This is a genomic window from Streptomyces griseomycini (genome assembly GCF_014203535.1).
GTDB classification, from domain to species: Bacteria; Actinomycetota; Actinomycetes; order Streptomycetales; family Streptomycetaceae; genus Streptomyces; species Streptomyces griseomycini.
On the sequence record NZ_JACHJI010000003.1, the window covers coordinates 137,636 to 155,258 of the forward strand.

Genomic DNA, 17,623 nt, shown 5'->3' on the forward strand with positions numbered 1-17,623 from the left:
GCTCTCTAACGACTGCCACATTCGCCGGTGTGACGGGGATGAGGGGCGCGCGGGAGCGCCGGGTGCGCACGGACGGGGTCGAGCTGTGCGTGGCCGAGCTGGGTGATCCGGACCGGCCGACGGTGGTCCTGGTGCACGGCTACCCCGACAGCAAGGAGGTCTGGTCCGAGGTCGCGCCGCGCCTCGCCGAACGCTTCCACGTCGTGGCGTACGACGTCCGGGGTCACGGCCGCTCCACCGCGCCGCGGCCGCTGCGGGGCGGATTCACCCTGGAGAAGCTGACCGACGACTTCCTGGCGGTCGCGGACGCGGTCAGTCCGGACCGGCCGGTGCACCTGGTGGGGCACGACTGGGGCTCGGTGCAGTCCTGGGAGTTCGTCACCGTCGGGCGGACCGAGGGACGGATCGCCTCCTTCACCTCGATGTCCGGACCGTCCCTGGACCACCTCGGGCACTGGATCGACCGCCGGCTGAAGCGTCCCACCCCGCGCCGGGTCGGCCAGCTGCTCGGCCAGGGCGCCAGGTCCTGGTACGTGTACCTGCTGCACACGCCCGTGCTGCCCGAACTCGCCTGGCGCGGCCCGCTCGGCAGGAGCTGGCCGCGGATCCTGGAGCGCGCCGGGAAGGTGCCCGGCGGCGGCTGTCCGTCCCCGTCCCTGCCGTCGGACGCGGCGCACGGGGCCTGGCTCTACCGGGACAACGTACGGTCCCGGTTGCGCAGCCCGCGCGCGGACGCCTACGCGCACGCGCCGGTGCAGCTCATCACGCCGCTCGGGGACGCGTTCCTGTCGGAGCGGCTCCACGACGAACTGGAGGTCTGGGCACCGCGGTTGACCCGGCGGACGCTGCCGGCCGGGCACTGGGTGCCGCGCACCCGCCCCGACCTGCTGGTGCGCTGGATCACCGAGTTCGTGACGTCCGTGGAGGACGGGCGGCCGGAGGTGGCGGCTCCGGGCCGGTACGCCGACCGCTTCGGCGGGCAGCTCGTCCTGGTCACCGGTGCGGGCAGCGGTATCGGGCGGGCGACCGCGCTCGCGTTCGCGGAGGCGGGCGCCCGCGTGCTCGCCGTCGACCGGGACGCCCCGGCCGCGTCCCGCACCGCCGAGGAGGCCCGCCGCCGCGGCGCGGCGGCGGCCTGGGCGGAGACGGCGGACGTCTCCGACGAGCGGGCCATGGAGGAGCTCGCCGAGCGGGTCACCGCCGAGCACGGCGTGGTGGACGTCCTGGTGAACAACGCCGGTGTCGGCCTGGGCGGCTCCTTCTTCGACACCACCCCGGAGGACTGGAGGAAGGTCCTCGACGTCAACCTGTGGGGGGTGATCCACGGCTGCCGGCTCTTCGGGCGGCGGATGGCCGAGCGCGGGCAGGGCGGCCACATCGTCAACGTCGCCTCGGCGGCGGCGTTCCAGCCGTCCAGGGCGCTGCCCGCCTACAGCACGTCCAAGGCGGCGGTGCTGATGCTGAGCGAGTGCCTGCGCGCGGAGCTGGCGGGGCGGGGGATCGGCGTGACGGCGGTCTGCCCCGGGTTCGTCAACACCGCCATCACCTCCACCGCCCGCTTCGCGGGTGCGGACGCCGAGGAGGAACGGCGCCTGCGGAAACGGGCGGCACGCCTCTACGGGCTGCGCAACTACCCCCCGGAGAAGGTCGCCGCCGCGATCCTGCGCGCGGTGGTGCGCGACGAGGCGGTGGTACCGGTCACCCCGGAGGCGCGGACGGCGTACGCGCTGTCGCGGTGGATGCCGGGTGCGCTGCGGAGGATCGCGCGGGTGAAGCCGCCGATGTGAGCCCGGTCGGACCGGTTGTCCACAGGAGACCCCAACTCTCTTGTGGATAAACGCACTTGTCTGTGGATCAAACCTGGTGGATGAAATTCGTCGCGTGATTCACGTCTCTCCCTGCAGTCTGGTGGGATGAACGAAGGACGCACCGTGAAGGTGTCGAAGTACCTCGCCAGGCATCTGCGCCACCAGCCGGAGGGGATCGGGCTCACGCTCGACGAGGGCGGCTGGGTGGAGATCGACACGCTGATCGCCGCGGCGGCCGCACACGGCTTCCGGTTCACCCGGGAGGAGCTGGACCACGTCGTCGCCGTCAACGACAAGCGGCGCTTCGCCGTCGAGGGCACCCGGATCCGCGCCAGCCAGGGCCACAGTGTCGCGGTCGACCTCGGACTGCCGCCGGCCACGCCGCCGCCGTGCCTGTACCACGGGACCGTCGCCCGCGCCCTGGCCTCGATCCGCGCCGAGGGGCTGCGGCCGATGAGCCGGCACGACGTGCACCTCTCCGCAGATCGCGGGACGGCGACCCGCGTGGGCGCCCGTCGCGGCCGCCCGGTCGTCCTGTCCGTGGACGCTGCCGCCATGCACCGCGACGGCCATGTCTTCCGGGTGAGCGCCAACGGCGTGTGGCTGACCCGGGCCGTGCCCGTTCGGTATCTGAGGTTCTCCGGTGACCGGTGAAGCTGCATGATCGGTGGTATGGACCACTTGCCCACGACCGAGGCCGCCGTCACCGCCCTCCGGGCGCTCGCCGAGACGTACGAGCGCGAGATCGAGGTCACCCACGACATCGGCGCCGACCAGACCTCGCGCCGCACCGCCGCGGGCGTCGGCGTCACCACCGACCCCGACGGCTCCCTCCCCCACGAGGCCTACGTCGAGTTCGGCGGCCTGCCCCGGGTGAGCGTGCGGCTCTATCCCGAGGACGACGCGTTGATCGACGTCGAGGGGGTGGAGTGCCCCGACGTCGCGCGCGACGACGTGCCGGCCTTCCTCCGCTCCGTCTTCGGCGGCCTGGCGTACGTCCGGGCTCGGCGCTTCCCGCCGGGGTACTTCCTGATGGTGCCGCTCCCCGGGGACCGGACGCACAAGGAGCTCATCCCGATGATCGTCCTCACGCCGTGGCTGAGCTCGCGGGTGCGGTGAGCGAGGACCGGCGCGATGCACGAGGGCACTGATCGTTTCACGTGAAACCGGTGGCGGCGCATAGGCTCGGTGACATGAGTCTGCGCCTGAGCACCGTGATCCTCCCGTACCGCCGCTGGCACGAGGGCAGTCGTACGGCCTGGGAGCGCGCCGAGGACCTCGGCTTCCACACGGGGTACACCTACGACCACCTGTCCTGGCGCAGCTTCCGGGACGGCCCCTGGTTCGGTGCCGTCCCGACCCTGACCGCCGCCGCGGTCGTCACCGACCGGATGCGGCTGGGCACCCTCGTGACCTCGCCGAACTTCCGGCATCCGGTGACCCTGGCCAAGGAGCTCATCTCCCTCGACGACATCTCCGGCGGGCGCGTCACGCTCGGGATCGGCGCGGGCGGCACCGGCTTCGACGCCACCGCGCTCGGCCAGGATCCGTGGACCCCGCGCGAGCGCGCCGACCGCTTCGCGGAGTTCCTCCCGCTGCTCGACCGGCTGCTCACCGAGGACGCGGTGTCGTACGAGGGCGACTTCTACGCGGCGCACGAGGCCCGCACCATCCCCGGCTGTGTGCAGCGGCCCCGGCTGCCGTTCGCCGTGGCGGCCACCGGACCGCGCGGACTGCGGCTGGCGGCACGCCACGGGCAGGCGTGGGTGACCACGGGGGACCCCCGGCTGTACGAGAACGGCACCCCCGAACAGTCGATTCAGGCCATCCGCGGCCAGGCGGAGAAGCTGGCCGACGCCTGTGCCGAGCTCGGCCGGGACGTGACCGAGCTGGACAAGATCCTGCTCACCGGATTCACCCCGGACCGGGGTCGGCCGCTGGAGTCCCTGGACGCGTTCGTCGACTTCGCGGGCCGCCACGCCGAGCTGGGATTCACCGAGATCGTGATCCACTGGCCCATCCCCGACTCGGACTTCGCGGCGGACCAGAAGGTCTTCGAGCGCATCGCGATGGAGGCACCGGCGCAGTTGCGGTGAGCCGCCGGGCGGGTCCGGCACCGCCCGCGGCCCCTCTCCCCACATCGGCCCTGGTGAGGTCGTCAATCACTCAGATGTGCGGAGTGCCGCACGGCCGTGCAGGCATATGCGGGACAATGGCCGGGTGACCTCAGCGACCCGACAGCCCGAGACCCCGGCCCGCGTGCTCCCACCGCGGCTCATCGCCACCGACCTGGACGGCACCCTGCTGCGCGACGACAAGTCGGTGTCCCCCCGCACGATCGCCGCGCTGGCCGCCGCCGAGGAGGCGGGCATCGAGGTCTTCTTCGTCACCGGCCGCCCGGCCCGCTGGATGGACGTCGTCAGCGACCACGTCCACGGCCACGGGCTCGCCATCTGCGGCAACGGCGCGGCCGTCGTCGACCTGCACGGCGGCCCCGGTGCCCACCGCTTCGTGAAGGTGCGGGAGCTGGCCCGGAAGAACGCGCTGGACGCCGTACGACTGCTGCGCGACGCCGCGCCGGGCACGGTGTACGCCGTCGAGCAGACCTACGGCTTCAACCAGGAGCCGGCGTACCCGAAGCTGCACATGGAGGTCCCGGACGTCCTCCGGTCCGCCGAGGAGCTGCTGGGGCCGGACGGTCCCGCCGCGGACGAACCGGTGCTCAAGATCCTCGCCTACCACCCCGAGCTCGACCCCGACGCCTTCCTCACCCTGGCCCGGATCGCCGTCGGCGACCGCGCCAACGTCACCCGCTCCAGCCCCAGCGCCCTGCTGGAGATCAGCGGGCCCGGCGTGTCCAAGGCCAGCACGCTCGCCCTGTGCTGCGCCGAGCGCGGCATCTCCCACGAGGAGGTCGTCGCCTTCGGGGACATGCCCAACGACGTCGAGATGCTGACCTGGGCGGGCCGGTCCTTCGCGATGGGCAACGCCCACCCGGACGTCGTCGCCGCCGCGTCGGGGCGCACGGTCGCCAACAACGACGACGGGGTGGCCGTGGTGATCGAGCAGTTGCTGAACGAGCGGTCGTAGCCCCCGGGCGGCCGTGGCCCTCAGAGCGACACCCCGCGCCGGGCCAGCCACGACACCGGGTCCACCGCCGAGCCCGTCTCCGGGGTGACCCGCACCTCGAAGTGCAGGTGCGGCCCGGTGGAGTTGCCGCTGGTGCCGGACTGGCCGATCCACTGCCCGGGCGAGACCCGGTCGCCCTGGTCGACGGCGACGGCGGCGAGGTGGGCGTACTGGGTGTGGTAGCCGTCCGCGTGCTCCAGCACGATCTCGATGCCGAAGGCGCCGCCGCAGGACACCTTCACCACCGTGCCGGCGCCCACGGCCCGGACCGGTGTGCCGATCGGCACCGCGAAGTCCTGCCCGGTGTGCCGGTTCGCCCACATCGCGCCGCCGCTGCCGTAGGACGCGGACAACGCGTACGTCTCCACCGGCGCCACCCAGGAGGTGGTGAACCGGGTCTCCGGCTGTTCGAGCCGGACCGCACCGCGGCAGGCGCCGGCCGCGACCGAGGCGTCGGCCTGGCCCTGGAGTTTCCACCGCGCCGTTTCGAGCTTCCGCTCGATGTCCTGCTTCAGGGCGGCGAGTTCCGCGTTCCGCTTCTGCAGCGCCTTCCACGCCGCCGCGGCCTTGCCCTCGTCCCGGGCGAGCCGCTCCTCGGCCCGCTCGCTCTTCTCGATCGCCCTGTCGAGCGACAGCTCCGCCTGCCACACGGCCCGCTGTCCGCGCATCAGCTCCTCCGGGTCGTCCGCGAGGATCATGTGCGCGGCGAGCGGCAGTCCGCCGCCGCTCCGGTACTGGGAGCTGGCGATCCGCCCCAGCTCCTCGTGCAGGCCCGCCATCTCCCGCCGCTCGCGGTCGAGCCGCTTCTCCAGCCGCCGCACCTCGGCCTTCTGCTTCTCGGCCGCCCGGCGCCCCGCCTCGTACCGCTCGGTCGCCGCCGCCGCCTCCTCGTACAGCCGCGCCACCTGCGCGCTGATGCCGGACGCGGAGCCGTGGCCGGGGGCGTGGTCGCCGTCGGCGGGCCGTGCGGCGAGCACGGCGAGCGCGCACAGCGACACGGCGACGAGCAGCGGATGGCGGCGGGTGAGACGCATGCCTGCGATCCTTGCCCCCGCCCCGGCGCGCGGTCCTGTTCAGGTCGTACGCATGGGGGATCCCTCACCCCGGATGGACCAGCGACACGTCCTGCCGACGAACGGTGCTCCGGGCGGTCCCGGTTGACGTCCCGTCACGCCCGGGAGCCCGGCCAGCGGGCGCCCGCCCGGAGGTCCGACTCCGCCTCCCGCCGCACCATCGACCGCAACGCGCCGTCCACGCCCGCCAGTTCGGCGTACGGCCCGCGCTGCACCACGCGGCCCCCGTCCAGCACGACCACCTCGTCCACCGCCTCCAGGCCCGCCAGCCGGTGGGTGACGAGCAGTGTCGTACGGCCCTCGGTGGCGGCCAGCAGGTCGGCGGTGAGCGCGTCCGCGGTCGGCAGGTCGAGGTGTTCCGCGGGCTCGTCCAGCACCAGCACGGGGAAGTCCGCGAGCAGCGCCCGGGCCAGCGCCAGCCGCTGCCGCTGCCCGCCGGACAGCCGCGCCCCGTGCTCACCGACGAGCGTGTCGAGCCCGTCCGGCAGGCTGTCGGCCCACTCCAGCAGCCGGGCCCGGGCGAGCGCGCCGCGCAGTTCGTCCTCGGTCGCGTCCCTCCTGGCGAGCAGCAGGTTCTCCCGCACCGTGCTGTCGAAGAGGTGCGCGTCCTGCGCGCACAGCCCGACCAACCGCCGTACGTCGTCGCCGTCCAGGGCGTACGCGTCCACCCCGGCCAGCGTGTACGAGCCGGCGCCCGGGTCCAGGAACCGCAGCAGCACCTGCGCGAGCGTCGTCTTGCCGGACCCGGACGGGCCGACCACCGCGATCCGGCGGCCCCGCTCCAGCGTCAGGTCCAGCCCGGCGAGCGCGTCCCGGTCCTGCCCGGCGTACCGGGCGGTCAGCCCCTTGACCACGAGCGGGAACGGCGACGCGGGTGCCTTCCGGGGGCGCTCCGGCTCCCGTACCGGCACCGGGGCGTCCAGCACCTCGTACACGCGCTCGGCGCTGCGGCGCACCCGCTGCCGGTACTGCACGGCGAGCGGCATCCCGAGGACGGCCTCGAACGCGGCCAGCGGGGTGAGGACGACGACGGCCAGCGCCACACCGTCCAACCGGCCGGCGGCCACCGCCTGGACGCCGACGAGCGCGGCGGCCGCGACGGTCAGGCCGGAGACCAGCGCGGTGAGTCCGTCGCCGAGCGCGGTGGCGGTGGCGGCGCGCGAGGCGATCCGGGTGAGCGTGCCGTCGGCCCGCCGCACCTCGGCGCTCCGCGCGGGCAGGGCACCGGCGACGGTCAGCTCCGCGGTGCCGGTGAGCAGATCGGTCACACGGGTCGCGAGCACCCCCCGGGCGGGCGCCAGCCTGCGCTCCGCGCGCCGGGCCACGACGCCGGTGAGCAGGGGCACCCCGGCCCCCGCCGCCAGCAGCCCGGCCGCGAGCACGGCCCCGGCCTCGGGCAGCAGCCAGCCCGTGAAGCCGACCGAGAGGGCGGAGACCGCGACGGCCGCACCGGCCGGCAGCAGCCACCGCAGCCAGTAGTCCTGGAACGCGTCCACGTCGGCGACCAGCCGGGAGAGCAGATCGCCCCGGCGCGCGTCGCGCAGTCCCGCGGGCGCCAGCCGCTCCAGTCGCCGGAACACCGCGACCCTGAGGTCGGCCAGCATGCGCAGGACGGCGTCGTGGGACACCAGCCGCTCGGCGTACCGGAACACGGCGCGCCCGATGCCGAAGGCCCGGGTCGCCGTCACGGCCACCATCAGATACAGCACGGGCGGCTGCTGCGAGGCCCGGGAGATGAGGTACCCGGAGGTGGCCATGAGCCCGACGGCGCTGCCCAGCGCGAGCGTGCCGAACAGCAGTGCGAGCGCGATCCTTCCCCGCCGGGCGCCGGACACGGCACGGACACGGGCGAGGACACCGCCCGAGGCCGGGTCCGTGGCGGACTCGGCGGGACCGGCGGGACCGGTGAAGCCGGCGGGCACGCTCTCCTGCACGGTCTCCGCCTCGGGGGCCGTCGCGGTACCGGCCGCCCGGCGCACGGGCTCCCCGTGCCCTGCGGGAGCCGGTTCCGCGAGCCGCACCACCCGGTCCGCGACGGCCAGCAGTGCCGGCCGGTGCACCACCAGCAGCACCGTCCGGCCGGCCGCCAGCCGTCCCACCGCCGCCACGACCTCGGCCTCGGTCGCACCGTCCAGCGCGGCCGTCGGCTCGTCGAGCAGCAGCACGGGCCGGTCGGCGAGGAAGGCCCGGGCGAGCGCCAGCCGCTGCCGCTGCCCCGCGGACAGTCCCGCCCCGTCCTCGCCGAGCACGGTGCCGGTGCCCTCGGGCAGCGCGTCCACGAACTCCAGCGCGCCGGCGTCCCGTAGGGCGCGCCGCACGGCGTCGTCGTCCGCGTCGGGCCGGGCCAGCCGTACGTTCTCCGCGATCGTCCCGGCGTACAGGTGCGGCCGCTGCGGCACCCAGGCGACGTGACGGTGCCACTCCGCCGGGTCGGTCCCGGCGAGGTCCGCCTCTCCGATCCGCACCCGTCCCCCGGTCGGCCGGACGAACCCCAGCAACACGTTCAGCAGAGTGGACTTGCCCGCCCCGCTCGGCCCGACGAGCGCGACCGTCTCCCCGGGGGCGACGGTGAAGGACACGTCCGACACGGCGTCCGTGGAGCGGCCGGGATAGCGGACGGTCACCCCCTCGAAGGACAGGCCGCCCACCCCGGCGGACGGCCCGCCCGCCGCGGGGGACAGGACGCCCGCCGGCACGGCCCCGGTCCCCGGTGCCGACACGGGTGTCTCCAGCACCGAGAAGATCTCCTCGGCCGCCGCGAGCCCCTCGGCCGCCGCGTGGTACTGCGCCCCGACCTGCCGCAGCGGCAGATACGCCTCGGGCGCGAGGATCAGGATGACCAGACCGATGGAGAGGTCCATGTCGCCGTACACGAGCCGCATGCCGATCGTCACGGCGACCAGTGCCACCGAGAGCGTGGCGAGCAGTTCCAGCGCGAAGGAGGAGATGAAGGCGATCCGCAGCGTCCGCATGGTCGCCCGCCGGTACTCGGCGGTGATCCGCCGGATCGACTCGGCCTGCGCCCTGGCCCGCCCGAACACCTTCAGCGTCGGCAGCCCGGCCACGACGTCGAGGAAGTGCCCGGACAGGCGGGACAGCAGCAGCCACTGACGGTCCATCCGGGACTGGGTGACCCAGCCGATCAGCACCATGAAGATCGGGATGAGCGGCAGGGTGCCGACGATGATCGCCGCCGAGACCCAGTCCTCGGTGACGATGCGCGCCAGCACCGCCACCGGGACGACCACCGCCAGCCCCAGCTGGGGCAGGTAGCGCGAGAAGTAGTCGTCGAGGGCGTCGACCCCGCGGGTGGCCAGGGTCACGAGCGAACCGGTGCGCTGTCCGCTCAGCCAGCCCGGGCCCAGCGCCGTCGCCCGCTCCAGCAGCCGCCCCCGCAGCTCCGACTTCACCGCGGCGCTCGCCCGGTGGGCGGCCAGCTCGGTGAGCCAGCCGACCAGTGCACGACCGACCGCGACGGCGGCGAGGAGCAGCAGGGGAGTGCCGAGCTCGCCGACCGGCATGCCGTGCTGGAACGCTCCCACCACGACCTCGGCGATGAGCGTGGCCTGGGCGACGACCAGCCCCGCGCCGACGGCCCCCAGGCCGACGACCGCCACCAGGAAGAACCGGGTGGCACGGGCGTACCGGAGCAGTCGCGGATCGATCGGTTTCACGTGAAACACACCTCAGTGCACGGGATCGGCGATGTGCTGGGTGCCGATCCGCTTGCGGAACACCCAGTACGTCCAGCCCTGGTAGAGCAGGACGAGCGGCGTGGCGATCACCGCGAGCCAGGTCATGATCTTCAGGGTGTAGGGGCTGGAGGAGGCGTTGGTGACGGTGAGGCTCCAGTCCGCGTCCAGCGTGGACGGCATGACGTTCGGGAAGAGCGTCAGGAAGAGCATCGCCACGGCGGCCACGATGGTGACGCCGGACAGCGTGAACGACCAGCCCTCGCGCCCCGCCCGGTTCGTGAACAGCGCGGCGACCAGCGCGGTGACGGCGACGACCAGCGCGACCAGGCTCGCGCCGTCGCCCTTGTCGGCCTGGGTCCACAGCAGGAAGGCCGACACGAGGACGGCCGTGACGAGGCCCACGCGCAGCGCCAGCCGCCGCGCCCGCTCCCTGATCTCCCCGACCGTCTTGAGCGCGGTGAACACCGTCCCGTGGAAGGTGAACAGCGTGAGGGTGACCAGGCCGCCCAGCAACGCGTACGGGTTGAGCAGGTCCCAGACGTTCCCGACGTACTCGAACTCGGCGTCGATCTTCACGCCGCGCACGATGTTCCCGAAGGCCACGCCCCACAGGAAGGCGGGGATCAGCGAGGTCCAGAAGATCGCCGTCTCCCAGTTGCGCTGCCAGTCCTCCTCGGGCCGCTTGGCCCGGTACTCGAAGGCGACACCGCGGATGATCAGGCAGACCAGGATGAGCAGCAGGGGCAGGTAGAAGCCGGAGAAGAGCGTGGCGTACCACTCGGGGAAGGCGGCGAAGGTCGCACCGCCCGCCGTGAGCAGCCACACCTCGTTGCCGTCCCAGACGGGGCCGATGGTGTTGATCAGCACCCGCTTCTCGGCACGGTCGCGGGCGAGCAGCCGGGTGAGGACGCCGACCCCGAAGTCGAACCCCTCGAGGAAGAAGTAGCCGATCCACAGGATGGCGATCAGGACGAACCAGACGTCGTGCAGTTCCATGACGGTGCAGCTCCCTCGGCCTAGTACGAGAAGGCCATCGGCTTGTCGGCGTCACGGAGGTCGCCGCCGAGCTTCGTGGGCGGGTTGAGGTCGGACTCGGTGAGCTCGGGCGGGCCCGCCTTGACGTACTTGACGAGCAGCTTGACCTCGATGACGGCCAGGACGGCGTAGAGCAGGGTGAAGACGGACATGGAGGTGATGACCTCGGCCGTGGACACACCGGGGGAGACCGCGTCCCGGGTCTGCATCACGCCGTAGACGACCCAGGGCTGACGGCCCATCTCGGTGAAGATCCAGCCCCAGGAGTTGGCGATCAGCGGGAACCCCATCGTCCAGAGGGCCAGGAGCCAGTACAGCCGGGACAGCCTCGCCCCGAGCGGCTTCTTCAGCAGCACCAGATGCGGTACCTCGTCCTCCCCGGTGCGCAGGGCGGGCGGCAGCAGGAACTTCTTCCGCGTGAGCCACAGCCCGAGGAGGCCGAGCGAGAAGGACGCCATACCGAAGCCGATCATCCAGCGGAAGCCCCAGTAGGCGACGGGGACGATGGGCTTGTAGTCGCCGGGGCCGAACTTCTCCCGCAGGGCCTCGTTGGTGTCGTTGATGCCGGGCACGTACGACTCGAAGTCGCTGTGGGCGAGGAAGGACAGCAGGCCGGGGATCTCCAGGGCGACCTTGTTGTGCCCCTCGTCGACGTCCCCGTAGGCGAACACGGAGAAGGGCGCCGGCTCCTCGCCGTCCCACAGGGCCTCGGCGGCGGCCATCTTCATCGGCTGCTGCTCGTACATGACCTTGCCGAGGGTGTCTCCGCTGATCGCCGTGAACAGGCCGCCGACCGCCAGGGTCACCAGGCCGAGCCGCAGCGAGGTCCGCATGACCGGGATGTGCTTCTTGCGCATGAGGTGGAAGGCGGCGATGCCCACCATGAAGGCGCCACCGGTCAGGAAGGCCGCGGAGAAGCTGTGGAAGACCTGGTTGAGCGTGGTGTTCTGGGTGAGCACCAGCCAGAAGTCGGTGAGCTCGGCGCGGCCCTTCTCCTCGTTGATCCGGTAGCCGACCGGGTGCTGCATCCAGGAGTTGGCGGCGAGGATGAAGTACGCCGACAGCAGCGTGCCGATCGAGACCATCCAGATGCAGGCCAGGTGGATCTTCTTGGGCAGCTTGTCCCAGCCGAAGATCCACAGGCCGATGAAGGTGGACTCGAAGAAGAAGGCGATCAGGGCCTCGAAGGCGAGCGGGGCACCGAAGACGTCACCGACGAACCGCGAGTAGTCGGACCAGTTCATGCCGAACTGGAACTCCTGCACGATGCCGGTGACCACGCCCATCGCGATGTTGATCAGGAAGAGCTTGCCCCAGAACTTCGTCGCCCTGAGGTACTTCTCCTTCCCGGTGCGCACCCAGGCGGTCTCCAGTCCGGCGGTGAGGGCGGCCAGCGAGATCGTCAGGGGCACGAAGAGGAAGTGGTAGACGGTGGTGATGCCGAACTGCCATCGCGCCAGGGTCTCCGGCGCCAGAGCCAGATCCACGTCGTCGCTCCTTACTTCGCCGTGGTCAACAGCGGCCGCTTGGTCCCGTTCATCCGCCACAACTCGGGAAAACGGGATGCGCTTGTGAACGCGTTCACATTCACAAGCAATTATGACCTACCGCTTTTCGGACCCGGAAGGGGGGTCCGGTGTGACGTCAACCCCTTGGCGAGCGCCTTCCGCGCACACGAAGGCGGCCGACGGGTCACCCGTCGGCCGCCCGGTCGTCGGCGCCGGTCAGAGCCCCCTGTGGAAGTCCTCCGCCACCTTCAGGAAGATGTCGTTCGCCTCGGCCTCTCCGACCGTCACCCGCACCCCTTCACCGGGGAACGGCCGGATGACCACGCCCGCCTGCTCGCACGCCTGTGCGAACTCCACCGTGCGCTCCCCCAGCCGCAGCCACACGAAGTTGGCCTGGCTCTCGGGCACCGTCCAGCCCTGACCGCGCAGCCCGTCCATCACGCGGTTGCGCTCGCACACCAGTGAACCGACCCGGCCGATCAGTTCGTCCTCGGCCCGCAACGAGGCGATCGCCGCGTCCTGGGCGATCTGGCTCACCCCGAACGGCACCGCCGTCTTGCGCAGCGCCGCGGCCACCGGCTCGTGGGCGATCGCGAAACCGACCCGCAGCCCCGCCAGACCGTACGCCTTGGAGAAGGTCCGCAGGACGCAGACGTTGGGCCGCTTCCGGTAGATCTCGACGCCGTCCGGCACCTCGGGGTCCCGGATGAACTCGCGGTAGGCCTCGTCGAGGACCACCAGGACGTCGTCGGGCACCCGGTCGAGGAAGCGCTCCAGCTCGGCCCGCCGCACCGCCGTGCCGGTGGGGTTGTTAGGGTTGCAGACGAAAATGAGCCGGGTCCGGTCGGTGATCGCGTCGGCCATCGCGTCCAGGTCGTGCACCTCGCCCGCGGTCAGCGGCACCTGGACCGAGGTGGCACCGCTGATCTGGGTGATGATCGGGTACGCCTCGAAGGACCGCCAGGCGTAGATCACCTCGTCGCCGGGGCCCGAGGTGGCCTGCAGCAGCTGCTGGGCGACACCGACCGAGCCGGTGCCGGTGGCCAGGTGGGACGCCGGGACGCCGAAGCGCTCGGACAGCTCGGCCGTCAGGGCCGCGCAGGCCATGTCCGGGTAGCGGTTGAAGGAGGAGGCCGCGGCCGTGACGGTCTCCATCACACCCGGCAGCGGCGGATAGGGGTTCTCGTTGGAGGACAGCTTGTACGCCACCGGTCCGCCGGCCGCCGCCGGCCTGCCCGGCTTGTACGTGGGGATCCCCTCCAGCTCGGCGCGCAGCCTGGGGCTCGTCTCGCTCACCGCAGTCCTCCTCGAGAAGACCGGCGGCCCATGACCGCCGCCGACATCCAATACTGCTCACCTTATGAGGATTCGGCGCCGCTGCGTATAGGGCGGCGAGGACTCCTCCGCAGCCTCGCCCGTCCCACCGTCAACAAGGGCAACATCACCCGAAGGTGCATGAAGGATGCACGGGCCGGGGGCGCGCCGCACATATATCTACGCGCCGGTGGCTTGCGCCGTGGCGCGCATCGCCCGTGCAGGTGAGTTGAGACCTCTTCGCAACATCGCACCCTCGCCAGGCCCACATGCGCCGACACGTCAGGTACTGGCATGGGAGCGTTCAACCTCCTTCGTTTCCAAGGGAGTTAAACTGAACTGATCTTGCAGAAACGTGTCTGTCAATGTGCGCATATGCGTCCGCCCTACCCCACCGCATGAGCCCTACTATCGGCTCGCCATGACAGCAGCAGGGAAGCACCAGGTGAGCCGTGCGGAAACCTCACGCCGAGGCGGCCGGCCGGGCCGAGCGGGTATCAGGGACGTGGCCGCCGCCGCCGGAGTCTCCATCACGACCGTCTCCGACGCCCTCAACGGCAAGGGCCGGCTCCCGGACGCCACCCGGCGCCACGTCCGCGAGGTCGCCGACCGGCTGGGCTACCGCCCCTCGGCTGCCGCCCGCACGCTCCGCACCGGCAAGTCCGGACTCATCGGCCTGACCGTGACGACGTACGGGGATGAACCTTTCACCTTCACGGAGTTCGCGTACTTCGCCGAGATGGCGCGCGCCGCCACCTCCGCCGCGCTCGCCCGCGGCTACGCCCTCGTCATCCTCCCCGCGACGTCCCGCCACGACGTGTGGTCCAACGTCGCCCTGGACGGCACGGTCGTCATCGACCCCTCCGACCAGGACCCGGTCGTCAGCGAACTGGTCCGCCAGGGCTTACCGGTCGTCTCCGACGGCCGGCCCGCCGGCTCGCTGCCGGTCACGGCCTGGGTGGACAACGATCACGAGGCCGCGGTCCTCGGCATCCTCGACCACCTCGCCGACGCCGGCGCCCGCCGCATCGGCCTGCTCACCGGGACGACGACCGACACGTACACCCACCTGTCGACCACCGCGTACCTGCGCTGGTGCGAGCGCGTCGGCCAGGACCCGGTGTACGAGGCCTACCCGGCGCACGACCCGTGCGCGGGCGCCGTCGCCGCCGACCGGCTGCTCGCCCGCCCCGACCGCCCCGACGCCGTCTACGGCCTGTTCGACCCGAACGGCACCGACCTGCTCGCCGCCGCCCGCCGCTACGGCCTGCGCGTCCCGGACGACCTGCTGCTCGTCTGCTGCAGCGAGTCCACCGTCTACGCCAGCACCGAGCCGCCCGTCACCACGCTCTCCCTGAAACCGCGGCGCATCGGCACGGCCGTGGTCCAGCTGCTCATCGACGCCATCGAGGGAGTCGACCCCGACCACCCGGTGGAGCAGGTGATACCGACCGAACTGATCGTGCGCACCTCCTCGCAGCGCCGACCACCCCGCACGACGGTCAGCCCGCCGAGGTCCCCGAAGGGGACCTGACACCGGGGCGCCGGCGGACCGGTCCGGCGCACGGCGGCCGCGGCGGGGAGGTCACAGGGCGGTGGAAGCCCGACCCAAACAGGGCGAAAGCCTCGGTGAACCGGAGTCCTGCTCTGATTCACCACCCCTGGGTCATCACATGGCGCGATCCGCATTCCTATGATGGGCCCACGACACCGCGGGCCGCTGCGACCAGGCAGTCCGACGCGGTGCAGATGCGGCGCGATGGTGGAGGGGTCGATGACTCAGGGGGCCGGTCAGGGACCCGAGGTGGAGCGGACGGCGACGTTGCGCGACTTCCGGGTGCCCGCGTACGTCCACGAGGCCGGTCCGTACGTCCGGAGCACTCACCCGGGTGACGTCGTCCCGCCGTCGGAGGAGGCCCGTCCGGAGGGATACACGCCCACCCAGCGGGACCTCCCCGTCATCAATCGGGGGGACACTGTCCAGGTGACCGTCGACCCCGCGTCCGTGCCCGCTCCGCAGCCCGCCACCGGTCCCGGCCCGCTGTACGTGGTCGGTGACGTCCACGGCTACCTCGACGAACTGGTGGCCGCCCTCCAGGAGCAGGGCCTCATCGACTCCGCGGGCCAGTGGTGCGCCGGCACCGCGCGGCTGTGGTTCCTCGGCGACTTCACCGACCGCGGTCCGGACGGCATCGGCGTCATCGACCTCGTGATGCGCCTGTCCGCCGAGGCCGCCGCGGCCGGCGGCTACTGCAAGGCCCTCATGGGCAACCACGAGCTGCTGCTGATCGGCGCCAAGCGGTTCGGCGACACCCCCGTCAACTCCGGTGCGGGCACCGCCACCTTCCAGGCGGCCTGGCTGCTCAACGGCGGCCAGAAGACCGACATGGACCGCCTCCAGGACCACCACCTGCAGTGGATGGCCCGCCTCGACGCCGTCGAGGAGGTCGACGGCCACCTGCTGCTCCACTCCGACACCACCGCCTACCTCGACTACGGCCGCTCCATCGAGGAGGTCAATGACACCGTCCGCGAAACGCTGACCCGCAACGACGCGGACGAGGTCTGGGACCTGTTCCGCAAGTTCACCAAGCGGTTCTCCTTCCGCGACGAGGGCGGCGCCGACGCGGTGCGCTCCCTGCTGGATACGTACGGCGGCACCCGGGTCGTTCACGGCCACAGCCCGATCCCGTACCTGCTGGGCGAAGTCGGCTCCGAGGACGGCGGGGACGACACCGGCCCCGTGGTCTCGGGACCGCACGTCTACGCCGACGGCCTCGCCATCGCCATGGACGGCGGCGTCACGATGGCCGGAAAACTGCTGGTCCAGCAACTTCCGCTCGACGTCTGACGGTCCACGCGGCCGCCGCCCGGCGGCCCGCGACCGCACCGCACGCGCGGCAATTTCGGTAAATCCTCTGTCACCGCGCGCCGTCACCGCTCTACCATCGGCTTATCCGTAGCAGGCTCCCCTCCGTTTCTGCCCGACGGCTCGTCAGCATGCCGAGCCCCAAGCCCTACGGAGCATCGGGGGATGCACATGAACAGCGTTCCGCAGTACCTGTTGAGCGAGGACCGCAAGGAGTACGAGCGGATTCTCGATGAGGCGCTGCGCTCCGCACCACACCGCCCGGAACTGTCCACGGTCGGTCAGCGGCTCAATCCCGAACAGCTGCGCACGATGGCGCTCAACGCCTCCGCGATCATCACGGCGGCCGCGGCGACCGAGTACCAGCACTACGTGAAGGTCCGCGAGGAACTGCGCCGGCCGCCGGCGCCGTCCGCCCCGTCCGTCCGCGAGTCCGACTCCGCCGAGCCGGGCACGAACGCGGTGGGGCTCGCCACCACCATGGGGGAGGTCGCCGAGGCCGCCGGCGCGGGCGCCGTCGCCGTCGTCGCCGTCCTGGCCCCGGTCCTGGCCGGAACCTCCGCCGCCATATTCCTGCTCGTCGGTTACGTCCTGCGGATGCTCGACCCCGGCGCCGCGTTCGCCCGGACCATGCTCACCACCGGCTGGGTGTTCGGCGCCGTGACGGCGGTCGCCATCCTCGTCGCCGCGGTGGGCCTGCTGCTCACCGCGCTGCGCAACAAGCCCTCGGCCCTCGGTACCGCGTACGAGGAACTCGACGGGGAGCTGGCCCGGGCCAGGGACGCCTGGCGCGAGGCGCTGATGGAACGCGGCATCCTGCCGTTCCTGCGGGACGCGCTCACCGACCCGGCGGCGGCCACCGCACTGCACCACACGGCACCGCCCGCGCCGACCAGCCGTATTCCGCACCTCGGTTACGGCCGGCCGGGTTTCACCAGCCCCGGCGAAGGCCCGGCCCGCGGCTCGCGGCCGAGCTACTCGAGCCCGGACTACTCGAGCCCGGACTTCGGGGGACCGGAACACCAGCCGGAGTAGCCGGACGGCCCGTCCGTCGGCTTGCGCTCCCTTCCGGGCGGAACCTCTCCGGAGCCTCCGCGCCGGGGGCGCGAGCCGGGTGGGTGGGTACCCGGTGGGTGGAAGCCCGGTGGGTGGGCGCCCGCCGTGGCAGCCCACGTCACCGTGTGTCATGTGC

At 72.3% G+C, this 17,623-nt stretch carries 13 protein-coding genes; 8 read left to right on the plus strand and 5 right to left on the minus strand.

Annotated elements, in window-relative coordinates:
* Positions 1–29: 29 nt before the first annotated feature.
* From FHS37_RS09530 to FHS37_RS09550, 5 genes are all read left to right on the plus strand, one after another.
* Positions 30–1,787 (plus strand): SDR family oxidoreductase, encoded by a 1,758-nt coding sequence (locus FHS37_RS09530; protein ID WP_184819073.1) that lies wholly within the window; start codon positions 30–32, stop codon positions 1,785–1,787.
* Between the two features lie 126 nt (positions 1,788–1,913).
* Positions 1,914–2,462: an RNA 2'-phosphotransferase gene (locus tag FHS37_RS09535; RefSeq protein ID WP_184819075.1), complete on the plus strand. Its 549-nt coding sequence runs from the start codon at positions 1,914–1,916 to the stop codon at positions 2,460–2,462.
* Between the two features lie 6 nt (positions 2,463–2,468).
* Positions 2,469–2,927 carry a hypothetical protein gene (locus tag FHS37_RS09540; protein ID WP_184819077.1) on the plus strand — a complete coding sequence of 153 codons (459 nt, stop codon included), beginning with the start codon at positions 2,469–2,471 and terminating at the stop codon, positions 2,925–2,927.
* A gap of 74 nt (positions 2,928–3,001) precedes the next feature.
* Positions 3,002–3,904 (plus strand): LLM class flavin-dependent oxidoreductase, encoded by a 903-nt coding sequence (locus tag FHS37_RS09545; RefSeq protein ID WP_184819079.1) that lies wholly within the window; start codon positions 3,002–3,004, stop codon positions 3,902–3,904.
* Between the two features lie 106 nt (positions 3,905–4,010).
* Positions 4,011–4,898 carry a Cof-type HAD-IIB family hydrolase gene (locus tag FHS37_RS09550; RefSeq protein ID WP_184819081.1) on the plus strand — a complete coding sequence of 296 codons (888 nt, stop codon included), beginning with the start codon at positions 4,011–4,013 and terminating at the stop codon, positions 4,896–4,898.
* Positions 4,899–4,918: 20 nt separating this feature from the next.
* On the opposite strand, the gene FHS37_RS09555 is transcribed toward FHS37_RS09550, so the two are convergent.
* The 5 genes from FHS37_RS09555 to hisC all read right to left on the minus strand — a co-directional run bounded on the left by FHS37_RS09555 (position 4,919) and on the right by hisC (position 13,544).
* Positions 4,919–5,971, minus strand: coding sequence for a M23 family metallopeptidase (locus FHS37_RS09555; RefSeq protein ID WP_184819083.1), 1,053 nt, complete (start codon positions 5,969–5,971; stop codon positions 4,919–4,921).
* Positions 5,972–6,105: 134 nt separating this feature from the next.
* Positions 6,106–9,684, minus strand: coding sequence for a thiol reductant ABC exporter subunit CydD (cydD, locus tag FHS37_RS09560; RefSeq protein WP_184819085.1), 3,579 nt, complete (start codon positions 9,682–9,684; stop codon positions 6,106–6,108).
* Positions 9,685–9,696: 12 nt separating this feature from the next.
* Complete coding sequence (gene cydB / locus FHS37_RS09565; protein WP_184819087.1) at positions 9,697–10,701, minus strand: cytochrome d ubiquinol oxidase subunit II; 1,005 nt, start codon at positions 10,699–10,701, stop codon at positions 9,697–9,699.
* 20 nt (positions 10,702–10,721) lie between these two features.
* On the minus strand, positions 10,722–12,227 hold the full coding sequence (locus FHS37_RS09570) for a cytochrome ubiquinol oxidase subunit I (RefSeq protein ID WP_184819089.1): 1,506 nt from the start codon (positions 12,225–12,227) through the stop codon (positions 10,722–10,724).
* Between the two features lie 237 nt (positions 12,228–12,464).
* Positions 12,465–13,544 carry a histidinol-phosphate transaminase gene (hisC, locus tag FHS37_RS09575; RefSeq protein WP_184819091.1) on the minus strand — a complete coding sequence of 360 codons (1,080 nt, stop codon included), beginning with the start codon at positions 13,542–13,544 and terminating at the stop codon, positions 12,465–12,467.
* A gap of 439 nt (positions 13,545–13,983) precedes the next feature.
* Between hisC and FHS37_RS09580 the strand changes: the two genes are divergently transcribed.
* The 3 genes from FHS37_RS09580 (at position 13,984) to FHS37_RS09590 (ending at position 17,466) form a co-directional block, all read left to right on the plus strand.
* A complete protein-coding gene (locus FHS37_RS09580) occupies positions 13,984–15,096 on the plus strand; it encodes a LacI family DNA-binding transcriptional regulator (RefSeq protein ID WP_184819093.1) in 1,113 nt (370 codons plus the stop codon).
* Between the two features lie 225 nt (positions 15,097–15,321).
* Positions 15,322–16,413 carry a metallophosphoesterase gene (locus FHS37_RS09585; RefSeq protein WP_245005453.1) on the plus strand — a complete coding sequence of 364 codons (1,092 nt, stop codon included), beginning with the start codon at positions 15,322–15,324 and terminating at the stop codon, positions 16,411–16,413.
* 183 nt (positions 16,414–16,596) lie between these two features.
* Entirely contained in the window at positions 16,597–17,466 is an 870-nt protein-coding gene (locus tag FHS37_RS09590) for a hypothetical protein (protein ID WP_184819097.1), read from the plus strand.
* Positions 17,467–17,623: the final 157 nt, after the last annotated feature.